Consider the following 15692-nt stretch of genomic DNA (forward strand, 5'->3'; position numbering starts at 1 on the left):
AGCGTGCAAGAAAATGAAACAACGCATTATAAAAGGGTTAGTATCTATCGTTTTTATCCTCTATATTGCCGTGTTAATTAAAATTATTATGTTAAAAACCATTTCGTTAACGGATCTCGTTCATGGGAACATGCATGGGTATCGTTCGTATAACTTCATTCCTTTTCAAATTTTCAAGGATTACCAACCGATGCTCCGGTCTTCCGGTTGGTTGCGGGGCATTTCGAATATCCTCGGAAATATGGTCGTATTTATTCCTTTAGGGTTATTACTCCCTGCTTTATTTGGGAAGATGAGAGAAAGAGTAGTCATTCCCGTTATCATCGCATGCGGCTTAAGCGTCTTATTTGAAAGCTTACAGTATGCATTGACGCTAGGCAGCGCGGATATTGACGATGTGATTCTCAATACTTTAGGCGGTCTCATCGGCGTCTTGATCTACCGATTGATTGCCCGCGGCGTTCGTCAGAACATCGTGATGATTCACCGCATCGTGCTCCTGCTCATCGTCGTTAGCAGCGTTCCTGCCTATTTTGTTGCAAAAGAGGAATTCGGGAATCTACTCGGGTTAACGAAATTCGAGGCCGTCTACGTGGGAATGGAAAACATCCCGACACAGGAAGCGGATGGCGAAGGGACGCTCATTCAGATCACCGGTCAACGTCTGGAATATTATAACGGGATATTATCTAGTAATGAGACGACGAATTCGTTCTTAAAAAAGCAGGAAGCTTTGATTACGGAGAAAACGAAATTATATGTTCGTACTATTGAAAGCTCCAAATCGAAAGCTGTGTTTCGTTACACGGAGATTCGGCCTGAGCCCGATGAACTAAGCCGGATCGAACAAAAGGCAACAATCACACTCTGGCTGGATCCGAAGACTGGCAATCCGGAGGTCATTGTCTTTGCTGCCCCGCTAAAGATGGAGGGCGGCCAGATGAAAGTACAAACCGATCAAGTGTCGAAAACGGAAGAACAGGATCTGACTCATGATATCCCCGCTCAGGGAGTTCCCCTTAAGGAACCCCTCTCTGAAGATGTCCCATTGGAAGAAGTGAATGGCAGCGTATTGGAAGTACAGGATATCGGCTTTGTTCTCAATCTGGCAACAGTACAGGATCTAGAAGACGGAACATCCATCATGTCGACTGGGATCGGTAAAAACGTAAAAAAAGTAACGATTGAGTTAACGGCGAAGACCACCTTCACGCGACGCATATCCAAGGATAATGGAATGACCTATAGAGATGAAGTTGCGGAACGCAAAGATTTGGCTGTGGATCAGACTGTTATGATTACTGGCATGCGAAAGGGAGAAACGTTTATTGCTCAATCCATCATCATTTACAAATTTCACTAGATGAAACATCGTGATGGAAGGGCATCTTTTACGAGGTGCCTTGGTAGCAGAGAATGGGGTCGAGAATAATGAATAATAGTCCAGGCATTTTAATTTATCAGCAGATATATTACCTCGATTTCGCCTTACAGATGTTACGGTGAACCGTATCACAAATAGGAATTTTTTTATTGCAGCTAGTGCAGGGATGTTGAAGAACTTAGTAGTATAATAAAGGAAGTTAGTTTTAAATAGCTAAAGAATCTTTATTGAATTTCTGTTGGAGGGTGGGGTTAACGGTATGAGAGTAAAATTAGAAGGAATCACTGTTTTGGCGCTTGATGTTCCTGGATTGACTAGGTTTTATCGGGATGTTCTAGGATTTAAGGCTATTGTTGAAGAGCGTAAAGGGCAGGCCTTTGAGCTTAACTTCGAATGTGATTCGCCTGAGGATGTCCACGTTAAGTATGATGATATTGTTTCAAAAGGGGCTACGGGGATAACAGCTCCGAAGTCGATGTCTTGGGGACACACTACGGGTTTCTTTGCAGATCCGGAAGGAAACATTCATTCTCTCTTTGCGATTAACCGCTCTGTTTAAACTATGAAGGGCACCTGATGGGTGCCCTTTAATTTCGCCCTATAGATTTTACGATGAACCATATCACAAATAAATTAAAACGCACTCATTTCCAATTTTATAACGAATTTATGTTGTTTCATGGAAAGTGTTGTTTAGAATGAGAAAAGGTACTATAATAACTTGTGGTTTAAAACAAGTTAATTAACTTTTATAGATACTTGTAAGTGTTGTTGTTATTAAGTTAGAGTAATGTGGAATGGTAATTTGTATATTTTTTTGACTAAATTGAAATCGATTTCAACTCATTCATAAAATGTTTTCCATGAATTTAACAATCCACTATAGATCCTAGTAAATAACAACACAGAGAACCAAATAAATATAAGTGGAGGATGTAATGATAGCTGAACAGTCTGAAAAAATGAGTGGTGTAAGTACAATAAGACAACTACCTAAACTTCCAATTAGTATGATTTGGATGATAAGTTTTGGTTTCTTGGGTGTACAAATGGCGTTTGCTTTACAAAGTTCAAATATGGGGCGTATCTTTCAAACGATTGGTGCTGATCCTCACTCATTAGGTTTTTTCTTTATATTACCTCCGCTTGCGGGGCTAATTGTTCAACCTATAGTAGGTTACTTATCGGATAGAACTTGGTTTCCCAGATTAGGAAGACGTATTCCTTATTTAATTGTCGGTGCTATAGTCGCCGTCATTGTTATGTGTCTACTACCCAATTCAGGTAGCTTTGGATTTACATCAGTAGTAGCATTGACTTTTGCAGCCGTTACTATTTTATTCATGGATCTTGCTTCAAACGTAGCTATGCAGCCATTTAAAATGATGGTTGGTGATATGGTCAATGAAGAACAAAAGGGTTTTGCCTATTCCATTCAAAGCTTTCTTTCTAATAGCGGTGCTGTACTAGCTAGTATTTTTCCGTTTGTTCTTACGTTTCTAGGTGTCTCAAACACAGCACCTGAGGGAGTTGTACCACAATCAGTAGTCGTTTCCTTCTATGTAGGTGCAGTTATTTTAATCATTTGCAGCGTATTTACTGTATTAAAAGTTAAGGAGTATTCACCCGCTGAATATGCCGCATATCATGGAATAGCACTTAAGACGAAAAGAGAAAAAGTAAGCATGATTGCTTTACTTCGCAAAGCTCCTAGAATATTCTGGACGATTTCTTTAGTTCAACTATTTTGTTGGATGGGTTTTCAGTATTTATGGACGTACGGTACAGGAGCAATTGCAGACAATGTTTGGAATACAACTGACGCATCTAGTGCAGCCTACCAAACAGCAGGTAACTGGTTTGGTATTCTTTCTGCTGTACAAGCCATTGCCGCAGTAATTTGGTCACTTATACTGTCACGTATTTCCAATAATCATCGCAAAATTTGGTATGCATTAAGTTTATTAATTGGTGCAATTGGATTTGGCACTATATTCTTTATCGAGAATCAAGGTGTATTACTTGTTTCATTCTTCTGCATTGGTATTGCATGGGCAGGTATGATGATGTTCCCATTCACAATGTTAACAAATGCATTGTCAGGTGAAAATATGGGCACATATTTAGGTCTATTTAACGGTAGTATTTGTATACCTCAAATTATTGCTTCTTGTCTTAGTTTCGCGTTGTTCCCATTATTAGGTGCTTCAATGCCAGCTATGCTTTTAGTTTCAGGTGTGTTACTTGTATTAGGATCGCTATCTGTTGTGACTGTTAAGGAAACTTATTTAAGTTAGGTAGTGTTTTATTACACCATACTATAAGTAAGCACATCGCTAGAATTATTTGAAGCGTCAATGAACAATTTAATGTTTTTGACGTTTCTTTTTTATCTTTGTAAACTTAGGCTATAGATTTGTTGTCTCCTTCAGGAATATAATTGGATATACAAATATAAAACTGATCTCTAACAATCCACTAAAATAGTTTAGTATGGAGTGAAATATATGCCTAATATTAACGATGTTGTCCGCCTTTCAGGAGTTTCAAAGTCAACGGTGTCTAGGGTAATAAATAACTACCCGCATATAGCATCAGATAAAAGAGAACGTGTTTTAAAGGTCATGAAGGAAATAGGATTTATACCGAACGTAGCAGCTCAAAGATTAAGAGGGTTAAATGGTACTATAATTGGCGTAATTGTCCCTAGAATAATTAATCCGTTCTTTTCTCACCTAGTGGAAGCGATTGAAAAAGAAGGTTATATAAGAGGATATCAGACGATTATTTTTCAAAGTCATGAAGATAGTGAGCGTGAAATAAATTTTCTGAATTTAATGAAACATAAACAAGTTGATGGCGTCATTATGACGGCATATGAAAATGATTGGAATATAATAAATAACTATTTGAAATATGGTCCGATTGTCATGTGTAACGAGTATTTATCTGAACCAGTCGTACCAACGGTAAGAGTTGATCAATTTATGGCTTCATACGAAGGTGTAAAACATTTAGTTAGCCAAGGACATCGAAAAATTGCTTATTGCACAGGCGGCTTATTTAGTCAGTCAGGAAAAGATAAAGACAGAAATCAAGGATACCAGAAAGTATTAACAGAAGCTGGAATCGAAATCAATCCGAATTGGATTTTTATAAAGCGACATACCGTAGAAGATGGTCGAAAAGTATTGCATCAAATTTATGATATGCAGGATAGGCCGACAGCTATTTTCACAGGAAGCGATGAAGTTGCAGCAGGTATAATCATGGAAGCTAGAAATCAGGGGATACGTATACCAGAGGAACTTGCAATCATTGGATTCGACGATCAACCTTTAGCACAAATGCTATCACCAGAACTGACTACGATTAAACAGCCTGTCAGTGAAATGGGCTATACTGCAATGGATTTAATTATTAAGCGATTGGAAGGTAAAGATGTTGAAAATAAGATGTTTACATTACCTTTTCAATTAGTGGCCAGAAAAACAACATAAATTTATAAAAGTGAAATATCCGCTATCTATAATCAATGTCGGATTTTAATTCATTTGGTGCCGTTTGTTGAATTTCAATTGAAACCGATTTCGAAAAAATGGTATAATAAAAATAATTATGGATATGAAATTTAATGTTATTATAAAGGATATTTAGAAGTAAATATTTATCGAATCAAATTGAAATCGTTCCCAATAACTAAAGACATTCAGTAGTAATCAATAGGGTGGATTCCAATGAATGTATTTAACTGAACATATATGAACAACTGGGAGTTACTCATTCTAGCTTTATATTTAGGAAATGTGAAAGTGAGGAAATAAGTATGAAACAAACATGGTGGAAAGAAGCAGTAGCTTATCAAATTTATCCACGTAGCTTCGTTGACACGAACGGTGATGGTATTGGTGACTTACAAGGTATAATAACAAAGCTTGATTATCTAAAGGATCTAGGAATTGATGTCATTTGGATTTGTCCAATGTATAAATCTCCAAATGATGATAATGGCTATGATATTTCTGATTATAAAGATATCATGGCTGATTTCGGTACAATGGCTGATTTCGATGAATTACTAGAACAAGTACATGCTCGTGGTATGAAGTTGATTTTGGACCTTGTTATTAACCACACATCCGATGAACACCCTTGGTTTATTGAATCAAGAAAAAGTAAAGATGATCCATACCGTGACTATTATATTTGGAGAGATGGTAAAGACGGTAAGGAACCGAACAACTGGGAAAGTATTTTCCACGGTTCAGCATGGAAATATGATGAGTTAACCGATCAGTATTTCATGCATATCTTCTCTTCTAAACAACCTGACCTTAACTGGGAAAATCCAGTAGTACGAAAAGAACTAATTGATACTGTAAACTGGTGGTTAGATAAAGGTGTGGATGGATACCGTGTAGATGCGATTTCACATATTAAAAAAGCGCCTGGTTTCCCTGATTTACCGAATCCAGATGGCTTAGACTATGTATCTTCATTCCCGTATCATCTAAATCAACCAGGCATTCAAACTTTCTTAGAAGAACTTCACCGTGAGACCTTTGCAAAGTATGATATTATGACTGTTGGTGAAGCTAACGGTGTAACAATCAACGAAGCAGAAGACTGGGTTGGCGAGAAAAACGGTAAGTTTAATATGATTTTCCAGTTTGAAGCGAATGGACTTTGGGGTCAAGAAACTGATGGTAAGTTAGATTTATTGGAACTGAAAAATGTGTATACCCAGTGGCAAAATGCCTTAGAAGGTGCAGGCTGGAATGCGTTATTCCTTGAAAATCATGATTTACCACGTTCTGTATCTGTATGGGGCGATGATAAAAATTATTGGTTAGAATCATCTAAAGCACTGGCTACATTATTCTTCTTTATGCAAGGAACACCGTTTATTTACCAAGGTCAAGAAATTGGTATGACGAATACGAAATTTGACTCTATCGATGATTACAACGATGTATCTGCAAAAAATGCTTACCGTATCGGAATTGCCGCTGGTAAAACGCATGAAGAAATTATGGCACCGATTTGGATTAATGGACGAGACAACTCTCGTACACCGATGCAATGGACGGCTGGAGAAGGTGCTGGCTTTACAACAGGTACACCTTGGTTGAAGCTAAATCCAAACTATAAAACAATTAATGTTGCTGCAGCGGAACAAGATAAAAATTCTATCTTAAGTTATTACAAGAAGATGATCAAGTTGCGTAAAGCTGATAAGATATTAGTATACGGTAAATACGACCTAATCCTGCCTGACAATGAGCAAGTTTATGCGTATACGCGTGAATGGAATGGCGAAAAAGCAGTTGTTATTGTTAATATGTTCAGTAAAGAAGTACAGATTTCATTACCTGAGCAGTTAAACAACTACAATTTTGATTTAGTATTAAGTAATATCAATAAATCGGATTCATATGAACAAAGTATGACGCTTGCACCGTATGAAGCACGTATTTATCGTTCGAAATAATGAAGACATCAAAAAGAAGTCTAAGTTAGTGAATGAAATGTCCCCAATAAGATAGACACTTTAAAATGGTCATCTTATTGGGGATTTTTTGTCTTTCTCCCTTAACTACAGCACCATCCCCAACTACAGATTCATCCACCGACACATTGTCATACCATTCACCTACCGCAAGGTTGAGCACTAGATAGAAATACTCGTCAAAGGGCATAATGTCTGGTTGCTGGCGACGCTCTGCGTAGCAACGTCCATCTACTAGCCAGCGGATCGAGTTGGCATCCCATTCTAGCGCATAATCATGAAATTCGTTAATTGTACTGTTTTCAAGTTGGTAGGAGAACTCATCGGTCACTTTATGGTCCCAATCTTTCCCGTAGTGCAGCGTACCAGATACTTGCTTAGGCAGGCGGCCTTTCGCTTCCATAATATCGATCTCACCGGAGGCGGGCCAAGGGCCATAAATCTCTTGCTGTGGAAGCAACCAGATCGCAGGCCATAATCCCTGTCCTAAGGGCAGCTTTGCGCGGATAATTAGTTTGCCGTAGCAAAAAGAAAGATGGTCCTTAGAGTCCAAACGAGCGGATGTATAGGCAAAGTTGCGACCGTCTACTTCTATTGATTCGCGGCGTGCACATAAGTTCAAGCCAAATTCATTGATATATAGGTTGTTAGAATTCCCCGTGTAAAACTAACAAAAATGTAACGGACTATGGTGTGCATGCTTACTAATTATACTGATACAGATGTTATTGCTCCACAAGTTGTTTCGGCTAATGACCACATTGTTATATTATGGTCCACAAAAGATGACACAATTTATATGGTATTATCAGAAGATGGGAAAATTATTACCCCTGCAACATCACTCGGTGGACTACCGTTAAATTCATTTGAGCGCCCAGTGTATTATGATGGCGCCATTTATTGGGTAGCTGTCAATAATGGTAGATTAAAAATTATGAATATTAAACCTTGAAAATTCTTTAATGGAGAAGATGAGTACCAAGAAGTCATTATCTAGAAGCACACCAATTCGGTACAACGAAATGCTACCTATATGGATCTCATCGGCATAACAGCCATTACAACCATGTATATTCATCTTATCTAAAATGAAAGTTGTATCAGTACACACGAAAAAGATCCAATCACCTAAAATGACTGGATCCTCAATAATCAACTAAAATTCAAAATCAATGGTACCATTTTCGGTCAATTCAAACGGACCGGGTGTGACATCTGCATCAGGTCTCTTTATTCCGAAAAAGTCGGAGTCAAAACGATATGGAGTGCTGTCCGGTTCCTCATACTTCATATCGGCGTGATAAGTCTTGCCAAGCAGGCCGGTGGTAACCAACATTGCAGAGGCTCCCCGAAGCAATTCGGGCTCATTGACCTGAATTTGCACCTTGCCTTGTGCAGGATTTATCTCAACTTTTATGCCCGTCTGCGCATAGATCTTCGCATTGGATTCATGACGACTTGGAACCGAATTGTTAAGATATAAATTTCCACCCATAGCCACCGGAAGTACAGCATTTCCTATAAAGAAATCCTTTGCGGCATCGCCAAGCTCAGCAAGCTCTTCTTTGGTGTATTCCCACCATTTCTTATCTTTTGCATCAGGATGTTTGTCGTAGCCCCCCAGTCCCACAGCATGCAGATAGCAAATGGAATTGTCCGGAACACCATCCATGATCGTCTTCCCGTCACCTCCAACTTCATCCCTTGGTTTAAGTGGAAGATGCTCAAAAAAGGTTACGGGAACAGGTTCCTTATTAGCAACACTATCCCCCAAAAAGATATTGTTGTAGTACCTGTCATCGCCTCCAGTGATATTGGAGTATCCTGCCATTGCCGTCTCGTGAGGGAAGTGATACGGCGTAGTACGGGTAATCTCGGAACGAACGACAAACCTACCTGCAAACAAGTTATGGGCAAATGCTCCACCTTGTGCCATATTCCTGAAATTCATGGGAGAGAGGAACAGATTATGATCAACCAGATACGGACCATGGCAAACCTCAACGAACAAGTCTTCAGAAATGTTGTCAAAAAATACATTGCGGCTGATGCGGGTGCCCTGTGCCTGCCAGTCAAGCCAAAGCCCACGGTAACAGCTATAGATTATATTTTCACTAATTTGAGTATCCAGGGAACCATGCAGTTTGATTCCTGCTACTTCGGCACCGTGTCTGAGCCGTTTGTGGTGAATATTGTAAATGCGGTTCTGATGAATGCTGCTGAAGGCTGCCCCCATATGACCTACAATACCTGCCTGTTCGCAATCATGAACCACATTACCTCGAACGATGTGACTGCCGACGGTATCCTTATGCCAGCCGGAGCGTAATGCTCGCAAAATAACCTCCTGCTCACGTTGAGTACCGCCTTTAATATGCTTGTCCAAAGACTTGGTGTGACCTGTACCGATTTCGGTACCCAGGCTGATCCCAACGCATTTGGATTCACTGATCACATTGTTTTCAATAATCCAACCCTTGCTCCAGTGAGGTCCGATCAAACCTTCCTGGTAATCAGTAGGCGGCGCCCATTGAGGAGAGGCTTGACGAAGGGTGAAGCCATTTACGGTTATATAGTTAAGTCCTGATTTCTCAGGCCAGAAGCAATAAGGACGGACATTAATTTCTACATTTTCCTTACGAGGATCTCTTCCACCAAAATTGGACCAAATTTTTGTTGTTGTAGATCCGACTTCGGCATACCATTTTAACAATGAGTCCTTGGGATATTTGGCTTCGGGCCAAACTTCGGGCTTGTGAACCTTTTCAACACTATCGCATTCATACAGAGATTTGCAATCCAAATACACATCACCGAGATGAACTGGGAAGGCCCCGTCAAACAGCCAGTCTCCACTCAACTCCACCTCAAAGGGATTACGAACGGAAAACATGGAATTGGGAACTTCTGTGCTCCAAACATTGCCTCCTTCAGACTTCCAGTCGGTAATCTGTTCAGCTCCTGTAATGACTACTTCACCGTCTCCTGCGGATCGATATATGATTCCATGCTCCGCTGTTCCTCCATTAGCCGGGTTAACCCATTCCCTGTATACTCCGGCATGGACAATAACCGTATCACCAGCCATGGCAAGAGCCGCAGCGCGTGATATTGTACGAAAGGGTTGACTAGCTGTTCCTTTTACCTGATCATTCCCATGTATGGATACATGATATTCCATAAAATCTCTCCTTCTTCCTACCTTATAAAAATCGTAAGAATTCCTTACAAGCTGACGGCAGGCTATGTATAAAAATATTGATGTATCTATTATAGTACAGTTTCATTATTTATAGTGATTACCTTATACGCCGTCATTTATTTCAAACCTTGCTGATGTCCTTGTACAAATTAGATGAAAGCCTGTGGCGGTGGATGATTGCATTTGTCTTGATTATGGGACACAGGTTATTTTTTCGCCGGTAGCCCCGTTACGGTGAACCTTATCATAAGTAGGGCAATAAATTTGAGTGATAAGAAGTGTGTAGAGACCTTTTAAAATGTGAAGAATGGTGACATAGAAATATGTTTTCCTCACCCTATGATCGCCGGTCCTTGACAGGAGAAGCTCAATCTCTGGTGTGTCCCAAAAAGTGCTCTATAATTTTGTGTATACCTGATCATAAGCCTTTTTCATTTGCTCTCGTAATTCTAGCGCAGGCGCCTCATCATTCGTCAGATGATTCATTCGTATAACTTTTTGATAAATGATTAACCTGAGGAGGTAGAAAATGATTGTAAGAGATGCATTTAATAAATACAAGCCGGCAATTGCATCACTTCCGATTAACCAAATACTTAGTAAAGATGATCTATTAAGAAACGAGTTTAATATATTGAATTCTAAGGAAGTTACTATGTTTTACTCACCCCATAATGAATATGTAAACACATCAGCAAAAATAATGATTGTTGGTCTAACCCCTGGATGGACTCAAATGAGAATAGCATTTGAAGAGGCAAGAGCTTGTTTAAATATGCATCTTTCAGATGAAGAAATCCTAATCAGGACTAAGAAAGCAGCACGGTTTGCCGGAAGCATGAGAAAAAATCTAATTGAAATGCTTGATGAACTTAGTCTAAATAAATATTTACTAATTCCTTCTAGCGAGTGTTTATTCAATGAAACATCAGAGCTTCTTCATACAACCTCTGTATTGCCGTATCCGGTATTTATAAATAGTCTGAATTATACGGGAAGTAATCCTAACTTAGTATCAGTACCATTTCTTCGAGATTTTGCACGAAGTTCTTTTTTAGAAGAGATTGTATTACTAGAAAACCCATTAATCATTCCATTAGGCAAAGCGGTTGAGAATGTACTGATTCATTTTGATAAAACAAGTAAACATGTACTTGATAATTGTATATGGGGTTTTCCTCATCCATCTGGTGCAAATGGTCATCGAAAGGCTCAGTTTAAACAGAACTTCGAATTGATGGAAAAGTCTTTGAAAGCTTTTTTTGAAAATTAGGTAAGCGTCAAACAGCCCTCAACTTGATGACAAGGTGGGGGCTGTTTGACGCTTACGGTCGCATTTTTGCCGATAGCCCCGTTACGGAGAACCGTACCACAAGTAACGACAAGTTTTTCGGAGATACCCGAGTTCTTGGAAAGGCACTTTCCCAGGCATGAGTTTGGGATGGATATTACTCGGAGGAAAAGTCGGTGTAAACGGGCTGCTGCTTGCTTTTGGAGTACAGAACGATGGGGTACCTAGAGGGGACTGTTGCTTGCTGAAGCAAAAGCCCCCTCCGTTATTTGGTGGAAGGGGCCGGTTCAATTAACGTTCAACATATTTGTTTCAAAAAACGTGGTCACGGCGTCGAGGCATTACTAGACGCTGAAGACCCTTTTTTTGTTCTTTCCGCCAGCCTCGTAATCGACTCAATGTCTAGATCGGTTAACTGATCTAGGAAATGTTTGCGTATGGCCATGGAGACAATGGGCCGGGCATCATCTAATGCTGACTTTCCAATGGGAGTGATGATGACTTGAACACCGCGATCTGCGTCTAATGGCTTTCTCATCACAAGGCTACGTTTTTCCATCCGAGTCAGATGATGTGACAATCGGCTCTTATCCCAGTCCATAGATTCAGCCAACTCTTGTTGGCGAAGGCTGTCGTTCCCCAGAAGGTCTAACCGATCCAATACCCCATAATCGCCTTCGGATAGTCCGGTGCGCTCGGACATCTCTTTAATTACGCGACCGAAGATGCTGTGAAAGGAGCCTTTCCACTTATACCATAATTGAATTTCTTCATCGTTCAGTTTTCTCTTATCCATAGGAATATAATAGCACGGTTGACGTGACAACTTCAACATGCTACATTTACTACAGGTTGATACGTCAACCTGTACTCAAATTGAGAAGACCAAGAAAGGAACATCTATTATGAAAATGCACGTAAGTACGTCTACTCCAGTCATCTCGGTAAAGCCGATAGTGCTGTCAGCCCCGGGCCGCGGTGAGGATTTGCAAGTGCGGGTATCAGCGCCAGCGACGGGTAGCCAATTACCTATTATTATTTTCTCGCAAGGCTTTGGTTGGTCGATGGATAGCTACGGTCCGTTAGTCGACTACTGGGCTGCTCACGGCTTCGTGGTCATTCAACCCACCCATCTCGACTCGAGGACGCTGAATCTTCCTCCTGACGATCCCCGTACACCACTGATCTGGCGTTTCCGCGTCGAAGACCTGAAGCGCATCCTTGACCAACTTGATCTTATTGAAGCTTCCGTTCCAGGCCTCAGCGGACGTCTCGATCGCAGCCGCATCGCCGCTGCCGGACACTCCTGGGGAGGCCAAACGGTGAGCATGCTGCTTGGCGCGCGAGTCCTCGATGCCAATGGCGAACCGGGAGAGGACATGTCCGACTCGCGGATCAAGGCGGGCGTATTGCTTTCCACGACTGGCCTTGGTGAAGCTGACTTGAGTCCGTTCGCGGCAGAGCACTTCCCATTCATGAACCCGAGCTTCTCCGATATGAGGACGCCGACTCTCGTGGTCGCGGGGGATCATGACCAATCCCACTTGTCCACTCGGGGGCCGGACTGGTTCACAGACCCCTACTTCCTGAGCCCGGGCAGTAAGAGCCTGCTCACCCTCTTCGAGGCAGAACATATACTTGGCGGAATCTCCGGGTACAACGTCGCGGAGACGACGGACGAGAACCCCGAACGAGTTGCTTTGCTCCAGCAGCTCACGTGGTCTTACCTTCGCGATGCGCTCAATCTCGACGATTCAAGCTGGTTGGCAGCCCGGAAAGATCTGGAGGAGGGTGCCAATCCATTAGGTCGCATCGAATCTAAGTAAGAACCTAAAAGGCGTGATCAAAGCGAATCAAAGAAAGGGCCATCAAAAGGATGGCCCTAAAACTTGCCGTTACAGACAGTGCGGTGAACCGTATCATAAGTAGGGGCAAGATAGTTTGAAGTTGAGCATAGCTCAATGTTACTAAACATTGAATTTGTTAGGATCGATCTTCAGGGCCCGTTAACTGTGCTGACAATTACGTGCAGGGAGATTAACCCAGCGATATCGAGCTCGCTCTGTTCCAGAGGCATGCCGTTGTTGATTCGCGTATATTCAAACAGTTCGTCGATCAATCGCCGAAGCGCCAAGGATTTCTCATACGCGATGTTGACGTAATAGCGTATCTCCACTTCATCCTGATATCGATCCTTCTCGATCACTTCGAGAAAGCCGAGAATCGAGGTCAGTGGAGTGCGCAGGTCATGCGATACACCGGTAATTAAATCGTTTTTGGTCTTTTCCGCCTTGCGTTCCTCCGCTATCGAATGCTTCAACTGCATTGGCATCAGGTTGATGCTGAGCGCGAACTCGCGGGGAGTCAACTTGATTTCCTGCTGATCGACCGTTACCGTATGGGACGGAATATTAATAACGACGTTGTCGATATGTATTTCGTTCGCATTAGCCGGAACGGAGTTGAACTGGTTCATCCTTCGTGGATAGCTTTACGAAAGATACACTTACAGGAAGCATTTGTTGGAGTGAGGATGAGTTAAATATGGAGGAAGAACAGGATTAAAAAAGAAAGAATAAAAAGGCTTCCCAGTAGGAGCCTTTTTACATGCCGTTACAGCCAACCCCCAATCCTTCGCCCAATCCGCTTCAATATTAACATTACAAAACACATTGATCGTTGGTAATCCACTTTGGCATAGTAAGGGGAGTTCTACTTATAACGTAGGGGTTACTTTAAATCCATCATATCTATTCCTCGTAATCCTCCTCATCAACCAACGTACGTCTGCGGTTGGTTTTGCGCCCTGGTTTGAATATCGGAGGGCATACTTTCTTGCGACGACGCGGTTTCAGATTGCAAGGCCCGCATTTCCCGGACAGCCAATGGACGTCGACGATACGTTCCTGCATGATGGTAATGACTGTTCCATCCAATTGCTTGAGATCCACGAAATCGGTGCCGACGTTGCAGATCACCCCGCGAATCACCTTTTCCCTTTCGCCCGCCAAGATATTGATTCTCACACGGCAGCCTTTAAAGCGGAATAACTGAAAATTCAAGCCACCGTTCAAGCCGGCCAGACGAATCTGCACACATGGATCAAAACAAAACGAGCTTTTGAAGCGATCCACCTTGTAACCGTGACCTAAGCCTACCCCATACCGCCTATGTTCACATTTGTCGTTGTGATTGAAGGTATCTTTGCACCCGCAATGCTCCTTTATCGAATGTTTAGGGACAAAAACGAAAGCTTTCTTCGATAATAAAATACGATTTCCTTTTTTCTTGCGTGTTGTGATCACTGTACACGACCTCCTGTGGTTTCCTAGTAAGATGGGATATATATACGCCCACTCGTTAGTCAGCGTAAGGTATAAACGCCTAGTTCCTGCTATTATTTTTTTTGACAAAAATGGGCGTCTACCCATATCTAAATGGGCGTTAGGCCATAGGATGAAGTACATTTGTACGAATGCCTAACTATGGAGGGACGATTAACTTATGATAAGTAAACTATTGCATCGCCCGGATTTACAAGCCTGCTTCACTTGCGAGCCTCAGTTGCAGCCCAAAGAGGAGGTACGGAGAAAAGGATGCCCGGAGCGAATACCGACGCCATTATTCCCATCACCTGTAAGCCCGTTATCACCGGAGAAACTGAAGGAGCTTAAATTACAGATTGCCCGCGCGAACGACATCCTGCGTGCCCTTGGTAATCCCAGGGATCCGGATCAACTGCGTGCCTTTCAGTTAAAGCTGCTTGCTAACCGGGGTCAATTCCTACATTTAAAAGTGGAAAATGAACGGCGTAATCTCGATGTCAAAGGTTTTCTTATCGAGTCGGGCAAGGATTACTTGCAGCTTAGTGGTCACAAGTGGCTGACGTTTGTACTGTATACCAATATCATCAAGATCGAAGGGTTGCTGTGTCCGGGACCACCGATCGTGCACGATCCTCATCTGCCTTGCTTGAACGTGCAGCAACGTAGAGACTTAACGCTGAATTTCGGTAAAGTAGTATCCGGAAATATCGATTTATTGAATGCGTTCTTCGGTATCCCGTTGTCCATTGCTTTAGTGCCGTTTACCTGTCGTAACACCCTTGTCATCCTTCAGGACGGCAGCGTTGAAACGGGCACTATCCTGAAGGTGAAGGAAGATGAACTTCTGCTGAAATCGGCAGAAAGAAGATCCGTAAAGCGTATAAAATTGGATGATATTTCGGTTCTGAAGGTAAAAAAAGGTCTATAGTATATCAAGCGCGGCATAGGTATAAGGTGAGTATTTTATTCCTAAACAG

General features: G+C 41.7%; 13 protein-coding genes and 1 pseudogene. 9 read left to right on the forward strand and 5 right to left on the reverse strand.

Annotated features, from left to right (window positions below; all coding sequences use genetic code 11):
- The first annotated feature begins 13 nt into the window (after positions 1-13).
- The 5 genes from AC1TO9_RS08360 to AC1TO9_RS08380 all read left to right on the forward strand — a co-directional run bounded on the left by AC1TO9_RS08360 (position 14) and on the right by AC1TO9_RS08380 (position 6875).
- Complete coding sequence (locus AC1TO9_RS08360; RefSeq protein WP_482058862.1) at positions 14-1363, forward strand: VanZ family protein; 1350 nt, start codon at positions 14-16, stop codon at positions 1361-1363.
- A gap of 280 nt (positions 1364-1643) precedes the next feature.
- A complete protein-coding gene (locus AC1TO9_RS08365) occupies positions 1644-1943 on the forward strand; it encodes a VOC family protein (RefSeq protein WP_482058863.1) in 300 nt (99 codons plus the stop codon).
- A gap of 379 nt (positions 1944-2322) precedes the next feature.
- The gene (locus AC1TO9_RS08370) at positions 2323-3681 is read left to right on the forward strand and encodes an SLC45 family MFS transporter (protein WP_482058864.1); all 1359 of its coding nucleotides are present in this window, start codon (positions 2323-2325) and stop codon (positions 3679-3681) included.
- 210 nt (positions 3682-3891) lie between these two features.
- On the forward strand, positions 3892-4884 hold the full coding sequence (locus tag AC1TO9_RS08375; protein WP_482058865.1) for a LacI family DNA-binding transcriptional regulator: 993 nt from the start codon (positions 3892-3894) through the stop codon (positions 4882-4884).
- Between the two features lie 326 nt (positions 4885-5210).
- Positions 5211-6875, forward strand: coding sequence for a glycoside hydrolase family 13 protein (locus tag AC1TO9_RS08380; RefSeq protein ID WP_482058866.1), 1665 nt, complete (start codon positions 5211-5213; stop codon positions 6873-6875).
- 25 nt (positions 6876-6900) lie between these two features.
- Here the strand turns inward: AC1TO9_RS08380 and AC1TO9_RS08385 are convergent, their stop codons facing one another.
- Entirely contained in the window at positions 6901-7515 is a 615-nt protein-coding gene (locus AC1TO9_RS08385) for a glycoside hydrolase family 16 protein (protein WP_482058867.1), read from the reverse strand.
- Positions 7516-7590: 75 nt separating this feature from the next.
- On the opposite strand from AC1TO9_RS08385, the gene AC1TO9_RS08390 reads away from it, so the two are divergent.
- A complete protein-coding gene (locus tag AC1TO9_RS08390) occupies positions 7591-7848 on the forward strand; it encodes a hypothetical protein (RefSeq protein ID WP_482058868.1) in 258 nt (85 codons plus the stop codon).
- A gap of 204 nt (positions 7849-8052) precedes the next feature.
- Here the strand turns inward: AC1TO9_RS08390 and AC1TO9_RS08395 are convergent, their stop codons facing one another.
- Entirely contained in the window at positions 8053-10077 is a 2025-nt protein-coding gene (locus tag AC1TO9_RS08395; protein ID WP_482058869.1) for a right-handed parallel beta-helix repeat-containing protein, read from the reverse strand.
- A gap of 550 nt (positions 10078-10627) precedes the next feature.
- Here AC1TO9_RS08395 and AC1TO9_RS08400 point away from each other — a divergent pair.
- Positions 10628-11371, forward strand: a complete 744-nt coding sequence (locus AC1TO9_RS08400) for a uracil-DNA glycosylase family protein (protein WP_482058870.1) — start codon at positions 10628-10630, stop codon at positions 11369-11371.
- Positions 11372-11714: 343 nt separating this feature from the next.
- Here the strand turns inward: AC1TO9_RS08400 and AC1TO9_RS08405 are convergent, their stop codons facing one another.
- Complete coding sequence (locus AC1TO9_RS08405) at positions 11715-12185, reverse strand: MarR family winged helix-turn-helix transcriptional regulator (RefSeq protein ID WP_482058871.1); 471 nt, start codon at positions 12183-12185, stop codon at positions 11715-11717.
- A 109-nt stretch (positions 12186-12294) separates the two neighbouring features.
- Between AC1TO9_RS08405 and AC1TO9_RS08410 the strand changes: the two genes are divergently transcribed.
- Entirely contained in the window at positions 12295-13215 is a 921-nt protein-coding gene (locus AC1TO9_RS08410; RefSeq protein WP_482059138.1) for an alpha/beta hydrolase family protein, read from the forward strand.
- Positions 13216-13424: 209 nt separating this feature from the next.
- Here the strand turns inward: AC1TO9_RS08410 and AC1TO9_RS08415 are convergent.
- Positions 13425-13739 (reverse strand): annotated as a pseudogene (locus AC1TO9_RS08415) (sensor histidine kinase); the annotation flags it as partial.
- Between the two features lie 400 nt (positions 13740-14139).
- A complete protein-coding gene (locus tag AC1TO9_RS08420) occupies positions 14140-14694 on the reverse strand; it encodes a hypothetical protein (RefSeq protein ID WP_482055745.1) in 555 nt (184 codons plus the stop codon).
- 199 nt (positions 14695-14893) lie between these two features.
- Between AC1TO9_RS08420 and AC1TO9_RS08425 the strand changes: the two genes are divergently transcribed.
- Positions 14894-15643, forward strand: a complete 750-nt coding sequence (locus AC1TO9_RS08425) for a hypothetical protein (RefSeq protein WP_482058872.1) — start codon at positions 14894-14896, stop codon at positions 15641-15643.
- Positions 15644-15692 lie beyond the last annotated feature (49 nt).

It is taken from the genome of Paenibacillus sp. Y916, from assembly GCF_056786435.1.